Source organism: Nonlabens sp. Ci31 (genome assembly GCF_012974865.1).
Taxonomy (GTDB): domain Bacteria; phylum Bacteroidota; class Bacteroidia; order Flavobacteriales; family Flavobacteriaceae; genus Nonlabens.
In genome coordinates, this window is sequence record NZ_CP043633.1 from 2,249,479 (window position 1) to 2,266,069 (window position 16,591).

The window sequence follows — 16,591 nt, forward strand, 5'->3', positions numbered from 1 at the left end:
CAGTTATTCTTTCAGTTTCAAAAATCTCGCAGCGTTATTATAAAAAATATCTTCTTTGTCTTGTTCGGTCAAAAAGTCAAGACTATTTAAAAAATTAATTGACTTTTCTATTGCGTAAGGCCATGTCATTTGGTCTGAACCAAACATTACACGATTTAAATAACCTGCTTCTTTAATATTTTGGAGAAATTCCTTAACATAGCGTTGTGTGTTAGGTTCAACCCATAGCATTACTGCCAAATCTGTATACAGTTGTGGGTAATAAGCCATAAGCCTAATGGCATGCTCTGGCCAATCTTCACCGCCCGCATGCATCATATAAATTCGAAGTTTAGGATACTTCACCAAAACATCCTCAATTAAGTATGGGTCTCCTAACTTTAATCTTGCTTTTGGTGACCAAGAATAAGTACCTCCTGGGTCTCCGCCGCCAGTGTGCACAGCAACAGGAATATCATATTTTTCACAAATTCTTAAATAAGGTTGCCAAATAGAATCACTTAAAGTTGTACCTCCATAATACGGTGCGGTTTCTCCGAAAACTTCAATTTTTTTATCCTTTACCATTTGCTCAAACTTAACTGAATCCATTTCATGATCATTTGGAGAAAACATAAGAATTCCTCTTATGATACGATGATCATCATCTTTTGCTACCCAATTTTCAACACTTTCAGGATTACCACTTACCATGGCTTTTACTATATTGAATTTCTCAAATGCAGCAAAAGTTTCTATTCGATGTGATTCAGCATCTTTTGAGCCTTTTTTACCATAATAATCTTGGGAAGGTTCTCTATCTCCAAAGTCACTATCCGTGTAAGAGTGAATGTGCATATCTATAATCTTTGTTTGACTTTGTGCAAAGAAAGATTGATGAAGTAGCACAAATAAAATAATAATGTTCTTTTTCATACTTTGTTTTTCTAGAAGGTAATTACTCAACTATTTGAACTAAAAAGCATTTCACCGTTCCAATTTAAAATCCGGAACTCGGTCTGGACGTTGGGCCGCGTTGGCTACTTTCCAGCCTGTACGGTACATCCATTCGGTCATTTTTTTTAGCTTGGTATAATCAATATTGGCGGCGTTGTCTTTTGGAGTATGATAATCAGGATGTAAAAGTGTGGTGTACATGAGCGACGGAATCCCTAACCTAGCATATGGTAAATGATCACTTCTGAAAAACCAGCCTTCTGGGTGGTCTGCCCTATCCCAAAGGGAGTCCAATTTGAATTTTGGACCTTCATTATTGGCTTCAAGTACCATTTTAGCCAAATCATTTGAAGTAAGGTGCGGTGGTTGAATGCCCAATACGGCGGCACTGTTAGGATCATTTCGGCCAATCATGTCACCATTTAATACGGCTACAATAGTTTCGATAGGTATGGTTGGATGGGACGAGAACCATCTTGAACCTAAAAGTCCTACCTCTTCTGCACCATGAACGACAAAAATTACCGAACGTTTGCCAGGTTTTTTTTGAAAAGCTCTTGCCACGGCAAGCATGGCTACATTAACGCTGCCATTGTCATCGGCTCCATAGTAAATACTGTCGCCGGCAATACTGTTCCTAATACCATGAGCGTCCGTATGGCCACTGTAAAGCACATATTCCTTTGAAAGTTTAGGGTCACTCCCTTCAATAGCTCCGACTATATTTACAGATGGATAACTGAACCGTTCAATGATGATATCTGCTTTTAGTTCGGCTTTATTTTCGGCTATTTCTTTTTTTGCAGATTCGTGCACCCAAAAAACAGGAACGGTTGTCGTAACTTTTTCATTTGCTCCTCCCTCTAAATCAAATCGTCCTAATTTAAAATTTTCTACGGCGTCGGGCCAAACGGTTTCAGTGTCGTTATCAGCAATTAGGATTAATGCAACGGCACCTTTTTCTATCAAGGCATTTCCGTAGGTATTCATCATGTATCTTTGATACCGCCAAGTAGGCAATGATATACCGCTTACAAGCATTCCGGGAACGGCATCAAATGCCACTACCTTACCCTTTACGTCCATAGTTGATAAATCAATTTCGGAGGCTTTGCCTAAATAAACAATGGGTTGGCCTATACGGGCTGGTGCCATTTGGGCAATTGCTACATCGCTCCAAAGTGAAAGGGGCTGGCCATTAATTGACACCGTACTTGTACTGGCTACTCGATTACGCCACATATCAAAAAACTGAAAGTAGGAATTGTTATCGCCAGCAGGTTTTAGACCAATACTTCTAAACCTTTCCGCCACCCAAACAGCGGCATTCAATTCATTGATTGTTCCTGCGGCACGCCCTTTGAAAGAGGTACCTGCAAACTCGTACAAATCTTTCTTTAAATCGTTTTCCTGAATGGCGGCAAGCCCAGCAGGAGGAACTTTTACGACCGATTGAGCAAATGCTGAAATAGCAAAATGACAAAATAAAAAGAGGATTAGTTTTTTCATGGTTTGTTTAGTTAGATGCTTATTTAATTGGTTTTTGACAAGGGTTTCTATTTAACTACTTTTTCACCTGAAAATCTGGATGCCCTGTTTGCCACATCACAAAGGCAAACTGGTCTGCAAAATTTGCCCAGGTTACTTCTCTGTCTTCGGTAAAGTGGCCGTTGTCATAATTTACTTTCATTAAAACAGGTTTGTTGGATGCTGTTGCATTTTGAAGGGCTGCTGCAAATTTGCCGGGTTGCCATGCCACAACACGCGAGTCTGTCCAACCGGCTATATTGATTACTGCGGGATAGTTGACACCATCTACAACGTGTTGCATTCCATCCATTTCGTACAGTGCTTTTGCTTCTACTGGGTCTTTAACAGTACCAAATTCTGGAACGTTTACAGGGCCATTCGCTGAAAATTCGCCTCGCATTTTATTAGAAGTTCCTACATTATTAATGGCTGCTGCAAACAAATCTGGTCTCTCGGTTATAGCTCTCGATATTAAAATACCGCCGGCACTCGTGCCCATACCAGATAATTTTGAAGATTGGGTAAACCCTTCTTCAATGAGATATTCTGCACAGCTTATAAAGTCTTTCCACGTGTTGGGTTTTGTAGTTTTAAACCCTGCTTTGTACCAAGCTTCGCTTTTTTCGCCACCACCACGCACGTGAGGTACCGCATACACGACATCTTTTGTTACCAGTGCGTTGTAAAGAGTGCTAAAATAAGGTTCCATACTATATCCATAAGCACCGTAACTTCTCATAAAACAAACATTAGAACCGTCTTTTTTTGTCCCTTTTTTATAGATAATCGATAAGGGAATCATCACGCCGTCGTGGCCTTTTACTTCTACTTCTTCTACAATCAAATCATTGTATTCGGCAGGGTAGGTTACAGGTGTATTCCACGGACTTGCCGTAAATTTTTCAGTATCGGCATCGAATGAAAATTCGGTCAGCGGTTTGTTCCAAGAGGTAAGGTCTATGATAAAGTCGTTCGTTTTGGTATCTATACATTTTGCCTTGGCAATTCCCATAAAGGGTAAGGTGATCTTTGTATTTGTCTTTGTTTTGGGATTAAATTTAAAAAGATGTGAATTGATCCCATCACTATAATTGAGTAAGAGATAATCTTTACTACGGGTATATCCTGTTAAACTCATATCGGTTTCGGCAACGACGGTTTCTGCATTTGCCCAATCCGGGTTTTTCAAATCGGTTGCAATCAGCTTGTATTTTGGGGCATCCTTATAGGTAATGGCATATACTTTAGTGCCAAAAACTTCTGGCAAACCTCCATTGTCTGGTGTACCATTTATCAATTGATCCGTTGCTTTACATAAGGTTTTCCACTCTATATTTTCTGAATTAAATTGGCTTATTGGCGCATAATACAGTATTAATTCTTTGGCAACCGTTCCCTGTCCTGCAAACACATAGTCTTTTGCATTTTTCGAAAGTGATATATAGGGATAGGCTTTGGAAGGAATGTTCAAATTGGGATAGGCTTCATTACTGAAAAAATCGACATCCGTTTTGTAATCTGTGCCTAATTTGTGCAGTTTGGTTTTAGGATTTAATCGGCCTTCTGGATCTTTATTATCCGCAGATTTTATCCACATATACATAAAAGCACTATCGTCGAAAGTCCACCCCATCGCTCCAGCTGAAGCAGGAATAAGATCTGGCAAAAAGGTATTGGAATCTATATCCAAAACCTGAAGGATAGAAATTTCTGCACCACTTTCAGAATAGCCTATCAATAGTTTTTTGCCATCATAACTGGGTATAAAACTTTCGACGGACAAGGTTTTACCTTCTTTGAAACTCAATGGGTCAAAAAGCAGTATATCTGGGCTGTCCATTGATTCGCGGTAATAGATTTTACCTACTTTATCGCCAGGCATTCGTTTTTTAAAGAAAATGCGTTGACCTATTTTTTTCAGGTCGCTAAACGTTTCTGATTGTAGGGCATCCAGTTTTCGCCATTCGGCAATGAGTTCATCCCTTCCAGAAATGTTGCTCATGGTGGCGTTAGAAAATTCGGCTTGCTGTTTAAACCACGTTTCTACTTCGGGATTGTTTAAATCTTCAAGCCATTGATAATTGTCTTTATAATCTACACCAAAGTACGTGTCGATTACTTCTACCTTTTTTGTTGTTGGGTAGTTCCATTGAGCGAACGCGGTTGAACTAATAAGTGCAACGAGAGCTAATAGAATTGTTTTTTTCATCATGTTTTTGGTTTTAAATTTTTAGGTAGTTCACGAGTTTATTTTCTTGTTGGCTCTAAATCCTTTTTATTAGAAATAATGTCATTTATGGTTTCATAAGCTTTCGCTCACTTTTAAAACGAAGCCTAAAACTGTTGAACGACAACAGATACTAAATTAGGTTTTTAAGCAGTAATTATCAATCACATCTTCATGTGGTCTTGGCGTTTGAGGCAGGATTATATTGTGAAAGTCAAAATGTTAGAAGCTTCGCTCTATTTTATTTTTAGGTGTTCCAGTTTCTCTGCCTTTCAGAAGATCGTCGGCCAGAAATTAGATGTGGCGATGTGGCCCTCAATGCTGTTTTTAGCTTCGGTCTAAGCTGCTTTTCTGTCATCTGTTTGGGCCGAAGCCATAGCGCTAAACTCAGTGCCACAAGCGATAAAAAGTGTTTCAGGGTAGTAATCCAGACCATTTTCGACTTTATCCTCCTTTTCTTTAAAAGAAGAATTATGTAGATCATCATTATTCATCTGCTTTTAACTATAGCCAATTTGTACGGCGATTAAAATCGCAAGTGCGCCAATGCCCATCATTATTAAAACTGGCTTCACGATGAATTTTAACCAGTTTTTATAATTGATGCCAGCTAGGGCGATGACGGCCATGGTAGCTCCGTTGGTGGGTACAATTAAATCCATCATAATGGCACCATATTGATAAGCCAGTACACAAATTTGTCTCGATAGTCCAATCAAATCGGCCAAGGGGGTTAGAATAGGCATGGTCAAAATAGCATGGCCAGAGGTGCTCGGCATTGGGAAATGTAATATGGAATGAGATACCATCATTAGCACTGCAGATAGTGCTGGCGGAAGATGCTGCAAAGGACCGAAAAGCCCATATACGATTGTGTCAATAATCATCCCCTCTTTTAAAATAACCGATACGCCATTTGCCAATCCTATAATTAATGCTGCAAAAACCATTTCTTTAAAACCATCAATATAAACTTCAGTCGTTTTATTGAAGCTGAACCCAGCAATAAGGCCACTAACCAAACCTAGAACAAAAAAGCAGGCAGACATTTCATTAAAGCCCCAACTTAAAGCAATCAATCCGTAAGTGACCACTGAAAATGTAATGGCAAGAAATATTAAAATTAGTTTATTTCTAAAAGTTAAGCTTTCAGTTACTTCCTCTTTTATTGATTTTTCAATGCGATTTTTAGAGCTATATCGGAGCACATAAAGAATCCAAACCATGGAAGCAATAACTAAGACTACTAGCCTAAATTCATATCCAGAAAGAAGCTCTAAACCTGCTTCTTTTTGTGCAATCACGACACCAAAAGGGTTGAAAGGACTAAAAGAAGCACCCACGATAGCAGACCCAAGGCTTGCGGCCACAATCGTTTTTGCATTGTACCCTATGCTACGTCCAAACAATAGCAATATTGGAGTCATGGCTATGATTTCTTCCTGTAAGGCTATGGTAAAGCCAGCAGTTATAAATAGCATTGAAATTATAACCAATGCGAGAGACTCTTTACCAGCTAAGATTACAATAAGCTGATTTAGCCCTTGTTGAAGTGCACCTGTCTTCTCAATCAGGTAAAAACAACCCCCAAGTATAAGTATTAGAACCACTAAATCGGCACGTCCTACGATGCCTTTGGGTATCGCAAGAAGTAAATCGAAGGTCGAAAGATGTGGTGACTCTTGTTGTTTATAGGAATCCGATACTACAGTTGTTAGCTCGGTTGTTTCGTTTAATGTCCTTTCATAACTGCCTTGTGGGATAATAAATGTAAGTATCCAGGCGAATAGTATCACAGATAGAATGATGACGATTGCATTTGGAAATTTTTTCATTTTACAATTTTGGTATTTAAGAGGGCGGCTTTCATATGTTTCTTTGTACTATTTTAGGCTTTGATATTCTGAACGTTCCTTTTTTAAAGCATGCTTTTTTTGATAGCTCAAATTGCGCCATAGCCACTCCAATGGGCCGAAATAGTGATACTTAAGCCAAATAGGACTTGCAATGAGCTGAAAAATCCAGATGGTAAACACGATGTACAATAGTTCATGACGCTGAAACTCCCCAAACAGGCCAAATCCAGCTCCTGTAAATAGGAACATAGCAATGACTGAGTGCATTACATAATTGGTCAGCGCCATTTTACCCACCGCACCAAGGGCATTTTTCAACAGCGATAAAACAGGTAATTTGCAGAGCAACATGATGGCGCCTATATGTCCCATGGCAACAGCAACGCGACCTAATTCATAGGTAATATTGGATTTTGAAAAACTCAATAACGAGAAGTTGTTCTCGATGATCATTTGAACTTCATAATAATTAACACTTAATCCAACGCCATAACCCACACCCATCATAATGCCATAAAAACGATAGGATTTTACTGCAGAAAGTAGCTTAAGTTTAAAAAAAGCAATACCCAAGAGCATCATGCTCAAAATATCCCAAACATCGTAACGGAATAAATAATACTTATGAAAATTAAAATTTTGAGGTGCTAAAAAGGCCACCACGCCAAAATAATTTTTTTGCATGTTGGAATTGTATTCCGCAATGGCTTCAGGCGAACGCTCTTTTTGTAGGTCTTCCCATTGCTCTGTAGCTTCTTCTAATTCATCGGTAAGTGCTTTGCCTTCCGATTTGAATTGTTCTACCAATTCAAGGTTTTCGATCATTTTAACATCAGATTTATAATCGGCATATTTCCAAACGGTGCCAATTGAAAATAAAATGAGTGCAATGAAGATTAGCTTTTTAGGCGCCATATTTCGAAACGAATACACTAGAAACCCCATAAGCGCATAGCTAAATAAAATCTCTCCATACCATAATAGGAGATAGGCATGTATGAGTCCAAAAAGAAGCAACCATAGTAAACGTCTAAAGTAAATATCAGCAGCCTTGATGCCAGCACCTTTCTTTTCTAGACGGTCTAAAAAAATAAACATTCCTGCTCCAAATAATAGTGAGAATAAAGCCCTCATCGTTCCTTCGAAAAGCATATTGGTGGTGACCCAAGTATAGAGATCCCATCCTTTAGCTCCTCCAGATATTGTTGGATCTTCATAAGCATGTGCCAATGCCATACCATTGATGTTCATCAATAAAATTCCAAAAAGCACGATACCTCTCATTACATCTAAAGATTGAATACGGTCGAGTGCTTTTAATGGGGTTAATGAGGTTTGCGTTGTTCTCATTTTTGGTTGGTTTTGATAGTTGGTTAATGGTTATGATTGAGGGATAACAAGATCAGTTTCCGTAAAGTGCCTTTGCCGCTTCTTCATATGTATCGCCAGCGGTCCAGGTAGGTGTTTTTGGGTCGTTAGCAATATACCTTCCAGATAAAATATAGGCTCTAAAAAACTTTAATAAATAATCGTAATCTAAAGTATCGGCTTCATCTCCTGGTTTGTGGTAGTATTTTGTAACATCACCATTAAAAGCGGTAAAGCCTAAGGAAAATGTCGGTGCAGGAATCCCTTTTTTTGCAAAATGAACATTATCACTACGGTCAAACAAGCCCTGTTCTGGCGCTGGATCATCAGTAGCCGTAAGGCCAAATGCAGTTGCAGCATCTTTAATGTGTTGTGCAGCTGTGGTTCTAGGTAAACCGATGATGGTGACTAATGACGTATCGTTATAACCAGCATTATCACTATTAAAACAATAGACCATTTGCTTTAATGGCAATACTGGATGTTCCACATAGTATTCACTCCCCAAAAGCCCTTTTTCTTCTCCTGTAAAAAGGATGAATAAAGCAGATCGCTTGGTCGGATATTTTGCTAAATTCTCAGCCATACTCAACACCGTTGTCGTTCCTACGGCATTATCTCTAGCTCCATTATAAATCGTATCTCCGGTTTCGTCTGGTGTTCCTATCCCTACATGATCGTAATGCCCTGAGTAAATAATGTATTCTTTTTTCAGTTTGGGATCGGTACCTTCTACAACGCCTATCACATTTTGAGACATCACAATTTCCTCTTTCTTATCGCCTATGTTAACTGATGATGAAATTCTTTTCATGGTAACAAAGCGAGTAGCCATATCATGATCTTTATCTAATACCCAGATATGGGCGGGTAGTTCAGCATCATTAGTACCAGTTTTTTCATTCAACTCGTTTGCAACCATTAATTGTGAACTATTAAAATTATGATCGATCCATTCCCAAGTGTCGTTATCAGTATCTATAAGTTCAATGATTGCTGCGACTCCATTTGCTCTGGCTAACTCCTGTTTTTTTCCTTTCAAACCATATGCGGCCATAACGTTACTAGCATCTGCATCTCCTGATTTTATGATAATGATTTTTCCTTTTACATTTTTTCCTACATAATCATCTTCTAGACCGTAGTTTAAATAAACTGCATCTGTACGTGTTGAAATAGTAGATGGATAGACTAAAGCGTAATTTTCAATTTGTTTCTCGTTAATCGCTATCACAACATCATTAGGAGGGGTGATGCGTTTTAAGGCTACATCCTGATAGAATGTTCCTGTTTTTGGGTTAGGTTTCACTCCATAACTACGTAAGGTATTTGCCAGATAAGAGGCTGCGATTTTATTTTCGGCAGTTCCTGTTTCTCTGCCTTTAAGCAAGTCGTCTGCTAGGAAATAGATGTGTCCTTCAATAGTTGCTTTGCTGGTTGTTTCCATTACTTTGGCTTTCTCAGTTTGCGCCTGAAGGCTTATACTCAGCGCAAGAGTTAGTAATAATAAACTTGTTGTTTTTAGTTTCATTTTTATCGGGTTAAAAGGTGAATACTTTAATTAATTTTAGGGTTAAGCTCCAGTGTGTTTCCTGTAGCAGTTATTTACTTGAATCCTTTTCAACGGAAGTTAGTGGATCGATATATTTCTGATTGCAAAAAAAATTGATACTCAGATATAAATACCTTAAGCATTAAATTCAAACGCCTACTATTCCACAGGTACATTGGAATTGAAAATATCCCTAAACAATTTCCACTTCCCATCTTCTTTTTTCCAAAGGACGATGTACTTTTCTTCTGCTACTGCTATGTCTCCCGCGTAAAGAGTAAGTTCACCTTCTTCAGCAATTAAATCTTCGGTACCGTAAATATGTTCGAGTTTTAGATCCACTTTTGTAATGCCCGCATTGACTATTCCTGCCATTGCCGTTTGAATGTCTTTTCTCCCAATTACTGACGGCGCTCCAGCGCCCATGAATTTTGCGTCAATAGTATACGCATTTGCTAATCCTATAGAATCTCCAGCGGCAACTAGTGCCATGAAATTGGCATTTGCTTCTTCTATTTCTATTTTTGCGGTATCTAAATTAAATTCAGTTTTGGGGCTTATTTCATCGACTTTAGCTGTTTTATCATTGCAACTATTCAATAAGGTTACTAGTAATAACCCAGCTGCTACTGAGCATATTTTTTTAATAATCATTTTGTTTTTTGTTTTCATTATATTGGTTTTTAAATTTACTGGTTTTAATAGTGTTTTTTTCAATTCCCTTTATGCTGTCCTCCATCTACTGACAGACAAGTTCCAGTAACCCAACTTGCACATGGCGAAACCAAAAAGGCCGCTACTTTTGCTATTTCATCGGGTCTTCCCATCCTGCCTAAGGGAATACTGTTTACGGTATGGTGATAAAAAGATTGATCGTGTGCTTTAATCATTTCCCAAAGTCCTCCACTAAATTCAACAGAACCTGGTGCATTTGTATTGACACGGATATTATTAGGAGCCAATTGTGCAGATAGGGTTTTAGAATAACTAATCAGTGCTGCCTTTACAGCAGCATAAGCCGCAGGAGAACCCGCTTCAAGTTCAGAACCTGAGGAGATAAAGAGAATATTTCCAGTACCAGACTCCATCATCCATGGAACGAATTTTCTAGTAGCTTGTACGCTGGCTAACAAATCAATGTTTATAGAAGCTTCCCAGTCGGCATCTTCTTTACCTAGACTTAATGCAGAGGCATTATTGACCAATATATCTATGGTGGCAAATTTGCTTTTTACTGCATCAAGAAAAGCTTTAAACTTTTCAGTATCGCTTACATCACAAGACTGGGCATGTACTTTCACTCCATTTTTAAGAAGCTCTTCTTTAGTTGTTTGAAGTGCTTCCTCGCCACGTACACAAATAGCCACGTTAACACCTTCTTCTGCAAGAACTAGGGCAATACTTCTTCCTATGCCTTTACTGCCTCCCGTAATGATTGCATTTTTTTCTTTTAGTCCTAAATTCATGGTGCTTTATTTAAAGGGGTTCATAAATGATGCGTGAGTATTAAAATTGAAAATAAATAAACTGCTCACCACTTCCTTGTGAGATGACAATCAAAAACACCATGAATGCCCAGAAAACACCCGTAATCCATGGGTTTACTTTTAATGAAACTTCTTTCATAGAGGTGTTTCTCATCATCCAATGACACATAAATAAGAGGGAAATAAGTAAAAACACTTTGATCACATCAAATGTTTCAACGATTTTTTCTCCTTCACCATTTATAAATAACATGGATATAATCATATTTTTAGCGGTAGCGAACTCTCGCGCTCTAAAAAACACCCAGGTAAAGTTTACCATGATATAGGTAAGCAATGCGAGAAATATCCCGTTAATAGCGTTGATTTTTATATGAATTTTAGACCTAAGCAACCGTTCCATTATAAGGTAAAGACCATGCAAAGCGCCCCAAATCACAAATGTCCAAGCCGCACCGTGCCATAAACCACCTAGGAGCATGGTTATAATTAATGCAGCATACATTCTGGTTATTCCATGTTGATTACCACCTAAGGGAATGTAGATGTAATCCCTTAACCAGCTTGAAAGGGTAATGTGCCACCGCCTCCAAAAATCTGAAAACCCAATAGAAGCATATGGATATTTAAAGTTATCTGGCAGCACAATACCCAGCATTAATGCTATTCCAATGGCACAAGTTGAGTACCCGGCAAAGTCAAAAAATATTTGTCCAGAAAATGCGAGTGTGCCCGTCCACGCGTCTACACCATGAAGAATAGCTGTTGAACTAAAAACTTGATCAGAAGTATCGGCCAGTAGGATGTCTGCTAGAACTATTTTTTGAAATAAGCCTATGGTTAATAAGAAAGTACCCCAAGCAAACTGGTTAAAGTTGGCTCTTTTTTCTTCATAAAATTGGGTGATTAAATCTTGAGCTCTCACAATGGGGCCTGCAACGAGTTGTGGGAAGAAGGTTACGTACAACGCAAAATCTAAAAAGGTATGAGCGGGTTCTATTTTTCGCTTATAAATATCGATGGTGTAAGACATGGTTTGAAAGGTGTAGAATGAAATACCCATGGGTAAAATAATATCCATAGGTTGCGCCTCATAGCCATAACCATACGCATTTACTGCACTCGTAAAATTGTCTAATAGAAAATCCCGGTATTTAAAAAAAGCTAAAAACCCAAGATTAACAAACAGACTTAACAGTAGCCAAAATTTTCTTTTGCGTTGACTTTCTTCTGCAGCTAATTTTTTTCCAGCAGTCCAGTCCACCATAGTTGATATCCATAATAAGATCACTAGCGGCGGATTCCAAAGTCCATAAAAAAGATAACTAGCTAGGAGCAACATGCCCTTTTTACTTGTCCAGCTGAGAATCTTTGAATAATACAGTGCCAAAACAATCACTAAAAAGACAACAAAAGTTAATGAGTTGAATAGCATAACTAGTGGTTTTTAAGGTTAGTAATGAGCCCGTCTTCTAGGAGGATCTTTACAAAGTTTTCTGTAAACTGATCTGCATCTTTAGCCGATAAGTGAGACCATTCTATGGTTTTAAAGGCACTTAAGCCCTTGTAGTCTTGGTAATGATATGCGGGTACATTTGCTTTTGTGACTAATTCGTCCCAAAATTCTGATCGAGGCAAGCCCTTACTTTCTAAATCTTTAAAAAATCCATCTGAGGGATTTCTTAATAAAATAATTTTCCCACCTCTTGAGGTAAACTTTTCAGCATCTTTCAGAAAGTATTCGATGGTTGCCTCTTTATCTGGTGGTGGTATATCTCCAGATAGTAACGTTTTCCAAACTGTTTTAATAGAATTTGCAAAGGCAGTATCACTCACCATTTCTTCTTTCATCCTAACATTTCTGTTGATGTCTATATCTTGAAACCTTCTAAATGGAGGTTCTTGAGGTTTGTCTGTCCGAGGCGGCAGATGAATGGTTTTAAGCAAAGCTTTTAGATTAATGTCGTCTATCCATGCTTCATCGTCATTGGACACAAATGCTAATGAATTTTGAAGGGGAATTGATAGACTATAATTAAGACGTTGAGCATAGGTGAGATTTTTATAAAATTCTGATCGTGATGATGCTCTACTCCAAGGTGGTGCTTGTTCAAAGGTGGTAGAAAAGAAAAGTGGTGGTGTTACGCCTACAACTACAGTTCCTTTAAAGCTCGAGTTTTCTACAATATCATGAAATACGGGTAAAGGGGTGGCTCCCGCATTTGCTAATTGTATGGGTTGAATACCTGTTAATTTCTCCCATTGACCCAGCTGAATATTAAAAAGTGCTCTAGAAGAACCAACGATAACCACATCATCTTCTGTAGCATCTTCAACAAGAGCTCGTGTTTTTACCCAAAGGTATTTATCATCGTCTAGATCTGGAAAATAGCCTTGAGAACGCCAATAGATTTCCCAGGCTGTGATGCCCAAAATACTTAAAGCAATAGCAATACTTAAAGATTTTTTAAGTTTCATGTGAGTTGGTTGTAAGTCAGTTATCTGTTCAAAATTTAAAAGGAACCATCATCCACCTCTTTTATAAATTGTATCAATCCAGAGAAATAGGTTTCCGGATCATCATATTGTGATACATGTGCTCCGTTGGTGGTTACACTTCTTCCGTTTTGCACTTCGGTACTCATCCATTCCATATATTTTGGATCCATGGTGTCGTATTTGCCACCAATCATTAAGGTTGGAATTTTCAATTCATTTAACCTGCCAGAAACATCCCAACCTTTTAATGTTGCATCTCCAGTGACCCCAAATTCACTATAGCCTTGCATATAGATGTAAATATTAGGATTAAGGTGTGAGAAGGCACGATTGACAAACTCTGGCCATTCATCCAATGGTTTATGCAGTACATGTTTAGTGTAATAATGCTCCATCACGAGTTCGGTATAACGTGGGTTACCGAAATCTTCCGCAGCTTCCAAGGCTTTGATTTCTTTATAAACTTCTGGTGGTAGTTGCGGCCCTAAAACTTCCGCTGCATATTTTTCGTATTCAGGAATGCTCGCCATCATATTAGAAACGACCAGACCTTTTAAATTTTCTTGATATTTCAACGCATATTCCATTGCTAACATGCCACCCCAAGATTGACCTAATAAGTAGAAATTATCTTTGTCCAAATTCAAAGCTTTACGAACCTGTTCCACTTCTTCTACAAAATGTTCTATGGTCCATAGTGTTGAATCATTTGGTTTGTCGCTGTAGTGAGAATCGAGTTGGTCATAATAGATGTATTCGATTTCTTCGTTGGGAAGATATCCGTCAAAATTTTCAAAAAACTCATGTGTGCCACCAGGACCTCCATGAAGCAATAGCACTTTCATTTTAGGATTATTGCCCACACGTTTTGTATAGACATTAAAAGTGCCTTTGGGCGTTTTTATAGGAATCATTTTGATGCCACCTGTTTTTTGGTCATCGCTGTTGGAATAATCGAAATAGGAGGATTTCGTTTCTGTTTTGGAAGTGGTATGCTCGGTTTTATCGTTGCAAGAAAATAGCAACAAAATAAAAGGGAAGAGTAGTAGTATTGTTTTTTTCATGGTTAGTGGTTAAAAAGCGGTTTTAATAAAATGATAAGATGTTGCGATAGTTTGTTTTGTTAACTCATAGCAGTTATGTTCTGAATATTCCCTTTCTTAGTGAGGTAAATGGTTTTATTCTATAGATGTGTTCCTGGACACAAAACAGGAATAATAAATTATAAAAAATAGGTCGAACAAATTGAAAAATTTGCTTGACCTATTATAATGATGTTACAATGGCATCATGCGATTAATTAGATAACTCCTCGTTAAGTTTCCAGAGATACGACCACTGTCCATCCACGGCATTCATCCATTTATCCATCAATTGGCTTGCTTTCTTATCACCTTTTACTTTTTTATAAAGGGCAAAAGGACCATCTCGCTTCTCATCCTCATCTATTCCTGCATAACCAGTAAATAAATCGCTGACCATATAATTAGGTGTATTTTCACCACCACCCATAAAACTGTACCATTGCCCTCTAGGTTCACCCTCTACCGTAGTAATAACATCAGTCATTTCTTTAATGATTTCATTAAATAACATGTTGTTTTTGACCCTGAAATAGGTAACCCAGACAAGTTTTGTATCGGTACTTTCACTCTTCTTACTCCAGTCAGTGAGATTTTTAGTGATATTGTAATCGATCTTTTCAACATGAGGCATTATGAAGTTCATTACGATCATATTACAAGTCTTACCAGCCGTATCTTCCTTGTCCATTTCGGCCCAATTAACCATATTACTGGAAATACCGTACACGCTTCCTTCACCTTGGACCCTAGACCAGAACGACCAATTGTCTGTGCCATTTTCTTCGTTGTAACAGGCTTTCCATTGTTTAACGCCATCTAGGAATTGTGCATTATGTCCCTGTTTTACAGTAATTTCTGTGAGGTCTAGAAGTCCCTCGGTCATTTGTGCCACCGCAAATAGCGGTAACACCATCAAAATAATAAGTGCTTTTTTCATAATTGGATATTTTAAATTGTTAATTGTTTTGTTGATTTAACTATTGCAAAGTATTTAACATTTTGTCATTTGTCAATCACATATTCATGTGGTTCTGTTATTGTAAAAAATATACTTAAGCCTAGTAATTTTTGAACTTCCTAGAATTTTAATCTTTTTGCTGGATGGGATAATGCTATTCAAATCCTTAGTAATGATAACCGTTTGATTGAAATCAATTTTTGGTTTTCATTATCTGTAATTCTGATTAGGTTGCAATGGAATAAGATGGAATAAGATGGAAAAACTGATGGTGATATTTTTTTTCATAATTGTATATTTGGGCTTGTAGTTCTTGTAAGTTGATTAAAACAGCGACGTTTTTAGTTAAATACCCAAGTTTCCTACTATAATCAGACTTTTAAAAGTGTGTTTTAATTTCGCTTTCGCGAAAGCGAAACAAACCCCAATTAAAAGAATCCTTTAAGTTGTAATGCGCTTAGTGGTAAATTTTAGTTGGAGCCTATGGATAATTCAACTTATAAAGGCAGAAGTAAAAATGTGTAAAAAATAGGAAATCATGCCTTTAAATAGGGTTCAATTGTTTTCTGAATTGTTAGCTCGTACCCCATTGCGGTATTAATAGCTAACTTATCATAATATATGTTAGATCTAGCTATTTTCCCATTGGTAACCATTGCGGTAAGTGGATAGGGTAGATTCACCTCAATAGTATTTTGGGTAAACGTGTACGTGCCCCAAATAGATACCCAGTCTCCTTTTAAATTACCATCTACTACTCGGAAACTGTGACTAACAAAATCCTTATTTTGATTAGATCTAACTGCATGGGCTTCTTTCCAGAAATTAATATACTCTGCTTTAGTTTCTGTTTCTCCAAAGCTAGGACCACTACCTACATAACTGTCGGAAAGTAAGTCAGCAGCTATGTCCATTTTATGACCCATTAGGGCATCTATATAATTGGTGACAACTTTTATGTCTTCTTTGCCACTAGGGTTTACCATCATATTATCAGTGTAGCTTTTTTCTTGGCCCCAACTGACTGGACCTATCAGTATTAATAATACAATTGCGCTTGCTCTTAAAACTTTCATATGGTTTAGTTTTATAA

The 16,591-nt window shown here is 37.8% G+C and carries 14 protein-coding genes; all 14 read right to left on the reverse strand.

The window, feature by feature from the left end; all coding sequences use genetic code 11:
• Positions 1-3: 3 nt before the first annotated feature.
• Positions 4-915: an amidohydrolase family protein gene (locus tag F0365_RS09935; protein WP_169933544.1), complete on the reverse strand. Its 912-nt coding sequence runs from the start codon at positions 913-915 to the stop codon at positions 4-6.
• Positions 916-966: 51 nt separating this feature from the next.
• Positions 967-2,445, reverse strand: coding sequence for a M28 family metallopeptidase (locus F0365_RS09940; protein ID WP_169933545.1), 1,479 nt, complete (start codon positions 2,443-2,445; stop codon positions 967-969).
• A gap of 55 nt (positions 2,446-2,500) precedes the next feature.
• Complete coding sequence (locus tag F0365_RS09945) at positions 2,501-4,678, reverse strand: prolyl oligopeptidase family serine peptidase (RefSeq protein ID WP_240961596.1); 2,178 nt, start codon at positions 4,676-4,678, stop codon at positions 2,501-2,503.
• A gap of 353 nt (positions 4,679-5,031) precedes the next feature.
• Entirely contained in the window at positions 5,032-5,187 is a 156-nt protein-coding gene (locus F0365_RS09950) for a hypothetical protein (protein WP_169933546.1), read from the reverse strand.
• A gap of 6 nt (positions 5,188-5,193) precedes the next feature.
• A complete protein-coding gene (locus F0365_RS09955; RefSeq protein ID WP_169933547.1) occupies positions 5,194-6,528 on the reverse strand; it encodes a YfcC family protein in 1,335 nt (444 codons plus the stop codon).
• Positions 6,529-6,576: 48 nt separating this feature from the next.
• Positions 6,577-7,899, reverse strand: coding sequence for a DUF418 domain-containing protein (locus tag F0365_RS09960; RefSeq protein WP_169933548.1), 1,323 nt, complete (start codon positions 7,897-7,899; stop codon positions 6,577-6,579).
• 52 nt (positions 7,900-7,951) lie between these two features.
• Positions 7,952-9,448 carry a M28 family peptidase gene (locus tag F0365_RS09965; protein WP_169933549.1) on the reverse strand — a complete coding sequence of 499 codons (1,497 nt, stop codon included), beginning with the start codon at positions 9,446-9,448 and terminating at the stop codon, positions 7,952-7,954.
• A gap of 180 nt (positions 9,449-9,628) precedes the next feature.
• Entirely contained in the window at positions 9,629-10,141 is a 513-nt protein-coding gene (locus F0365_RS09970) for a YybH family protein (protein ID WP_169933550.1), read from the reverse strand.
• A 41-nt stretch (positions 10,142-10,182) separates the two neighbouring features.
• A complete protein-coding gene (locus F0365_RS09975; RefSeq protein ID WP_169933551.1) occupies positions 10,183-10,935 on the reverse strand; it encodes an SDR family NAD(P)-dependent oxidoreductase in 753 nt (250 codons plus the stop codon).
• A gap of 40 nt (positions 10,936-10,975) precedes the next feature.
• The gene (locus F0365_RS09980; RefSeq protein WP_169933552.1) at positions 10,976-12,391 is read right to left on the reverse strand and encodes an MBOAT family O-acyltransferase; all 1,416 of its coding nucleotides are present in this window, start codon (positions 12,389-12,391) and stop codon (positions 10,976-10,978) included.
• A gap of 2 nt (positions 12,392-12,393) precedes the next feature.
• Complete coding sequence (locus tag F0365_RS09985; protein ID WP_169933553.1) at positions 12,394-13,434, reverse strand: hypothetical protein; 1,041 nt, start codon at positions 13,432-13,434, stop codon at positions 12,394-12,396.
• 35 nt (positions 13,435-13,469) lie between these two features.
• Positions 13,470-14,519 (reverse strand): proline iminopeptidase-family hydrolase, encoded by a 1,050-nt coding sequence (locus F0365_RS09990; protein WP_169933554.1) that lies wholly within the window; start codon positions 14,517-14,519, stop codon positions 13,470-13,472.
• Between the two features lie 232 nt (positions 14,520-14,751).
• The gene (locus F0365_RS09995) at positions 14,752-15,477 is read right to left on the reverse strand and encodes a hypothetical protein (RefSeq protein ID WP_169933555.1); all 726 of its coding nucleotides are present in this window, start codon (positions 15,475-15,477) and stop codon (positions 14,752-14,754) included.
• 557 nt (positions 15,478-16,034) lie between these two features.
• Complete coding sequence (locus tag F0365_RS10000) at positions 16,035-16,574, reverse strand: nuclear transport factor 2 family protein (protein WP_169933556.1); 540 nt, start codon at positions 16,572-16,574, stop codon at positions 16,035-16,037.
• Between the last annotated feature and the right edge of the window lie 17 nt (positions 16,575-16,591).